Here is a 2,330-nt window from a genome sequence, read left to right as displayed (position 1 = left end):
CTCATACCTTCTCCTTGTGCCTTATATTATGGCTCAGGAGTGTCTACAATAGTCGTGGCGATTCAGCTCGCCTCCCGCTAGCTGTCGAAATGCGCCTGGAACGTGTGCAGCGCCTCCATGCCCTCAAACACCTGACCGCCCAGAACTGAGTAACGTCACCAACAGAGCCAGCGACCGGGACCGGCTGCTTTCGACCCAAACCGGCCTTTCGACAAGTGTACGCAGGCATCTCAGTTTTTTACTAACTTGGCGCAGTCTTCATGTTCTGTGTCACCTGTGTTCCCGAGTTGTCGGTCGACACAGTAGGTGAAAGGTCTGGTGCTGAGTACAAAAACTTCAGTATAGAAGCAGCCCTCGCAGATTTTGGTTCTGAAATTCAATATAAATGAGATAATTCAGTTCTGACTCGGAGGCTCAATGAAACCTATATTCTTCTTCACTTTGTTCTTGTACGCAACAACAGCGGTCGGAGCCTGTTCTGGTGAGAACATCAAACACAGTTCTTTAGTCGCTTCGGTAGAGGCAATTAAAGAGGGTAACGCGAGCCTATTTGAGTCTTACCGAGTACTGCCGCAGGGCGACTCAACTCGACTGGCAGCCGGGGGACTCTTTCATGACGTAAACAGCCTCACAGCCCGGGGAACCGCTGTGGGTGACCTGCTGTATTTGTACGACGGAATGAAAAGCGGAGACAATCGAACTTTGGTAAATAAAGTCCTAATTGCCCGAGCAAAAGAACTTGCAAAATACGTTTCGGAAGACATACCTGCAATTGATCGTTATCTTGGGCATATGTACTCAGCCGGGGTCGCTGCGCAAGTCATGCCTATTAAAGCAGGTTTGAAGGCACTCAAGAATGAGCTATCGGCGTGTCTGTAATAGATGAAAAGCTGAGTGAGTCAAATGGCAGCTGGTAATCCTTTCAATATATCAAACGGACGTGCCCTTTTATAGGCGTGAGATTTCTGTAACTCGTCGATCATTGGCCGACTGATCGATCTTGAGCCTGCCATGTCTCGCTCGGAGCGAGCATTATCATAAGAGAGCCAGCCTTTGATCTTTTTCGAAAAAAGCTTTTCAACAAGGTCGATTGATGCATAGGCTTCGTTGATCAGATCCACAAAACTTTGATCGAAACAAGTGATTGCTTCCCATGCTTGCTGAGCGCCGTATAGTGTGCAGTGCGTGCGGGTATGGGGTAGATGGTAGTGGGTGTCGGGGCCACCCGTTAAGCCCCTCGCGATTTGCAGCCCTAAGTAGTTACACTGGGAGCCATACAGAAGCTGTTTACAAAGCGTTCGGGCATCGTAATTCGAAGTCGCCGAGCGATATTTCACGTACAACATGCCTGCTCCCCAATCGGCCTCCATTTCCATTGCCCGGTGATATTGAGCCTCCAGCAAATCGTCCTTCCGCTTGTTCCAGATGTAACCATGGGCGGCACAGCCATGGGACGCTTCGTGAAAAAACATCAATAGCAGCGCATTCACTACGTTCGCGAGGGTATGGTCCATCCCCGATTGAGTATCCTGTTCCCATACGGTTGATCCAATTGGATCGATTTCGGGGTCGAAGGGAATCACTCCAAAATCTCGGTCGCTATGCCCAAGCATGATTGACGCTAACAGAGGCGATTGGCTTAACGTATTGAGGCGATTTCCGATCCCAATGAGGAGGGGGATACTGCCTAGGCGGATTGTAATGAGGCAATCACGTATAGAGGAGTTCCGTGCACGATTTTCATCGATACGGGCACCAAAATTATTACCATCGGAAAAGCCGACCCGAAAATAAAGGTCGTCTTGGTTCGAGGCTTCATTCAACCATTCGACTGCTTTTTCCAGCTCGGCAGCAGCTTGATATGCGACCCACTTGATGTTGTCACTATGGATGGGGACGTGAACGCTACTGTATTGCAGGTACTGTGATGCTTCGGCGAGCTGATCTTTCAGAGTACCCGGCTGTAGCTCAATGTCTCTGCCCGATGATCCGTCAATATGGCTGTAAAGTGAAATCAGCTCATCATTATTGGTGTTGCTCATACTAGTTCTTTAATCAAGTATTGCAGGGCTTGAAGAATTTCCCACCTATACGACGCCGCCTCGTCATTATAACGGAGGACTAGGAGAGCCTTTTGCGTATGAATCCCTGTAGTAAGACGTGTTAATGTTGGCAATCGCTTCCAGTTGCATAGAAATCTGGGAGCAGATCAAAATGTGCACTGCGCCCATATGGTGAACGGCTGCTTTTGGCCCAGGCTGTGTAAAAACGCGAGATCTGGGCGTTTTCAGGGGTCTCTTTACCATTCCCAACCTTGAGAAAACGCCTTT

Annotated in this window: 2 protein-coding genes; one reads left to right on the top strand and one right to left on the bottom strand. The window is 49.1% G+C overall.

What is annotated here, in order from left to right; all coding sequences use genetic code 11:
- Window positions 1-417 precede the first annotated feature (417 nt).
- Window positions 418-879 (top strand): hypothetical protein, encoded by a 462-nt coding sequence (locus tag ACFPOU_RS23680; RefSeq protein ID WP_379727554.1) that lies wholly within the window; start codon window positions 418-420, stop codon window positions 877-879.
- Window positions 880-899: 20 nt separating this feature from the next.
- On the opposite strand, the gene ACFPOU_RS23675 is transcribed toward ACFPOU_RS23680, so the two are convergent.
- The gene (locus ACFPOU_RS23675; protein ID WP_379727551.1) at window positions 900-2,042 is read right to left on the bottom strand and encodes a hypothetical protein; all 1,143 of its coding nucleotides are present in this window, start codon (window positions 2,040-2,042) and stop codon (window positions 900-902) included.
- Window positions 2,043-2,330: the final 288 nt, after the last annotated feature.

The organism is Massilia jejuensis (assembly GCF_042656795.1).
GTDB lineage: Bacteria > Pseudomonadota > Gammaproteobacteria > Burkholderiales > Burkholderiaceae_D > Telluria > Telluria jejuensis.
This window is presented reverse-complemented; position numbering and strand designations above follow the sequence as displayed.

Bases quoted from the DNA above. Each gene is read 5' to 3' on its own strand.
- ACFPOU_RS23680 (WP_379727554.1), top strand. From the start codon at position 418: ATGAAACCTATATTCTTCTTCACTTTGTTCTTGTACGCAACAACAGCG.
- ACFPOU_RS23675 (WP_379727551.1), bottom strand. From the start codon at position 2,042: ATGAGCAACACCAATAATGATGAGCTGATTTCACTTTACAGCCATATT.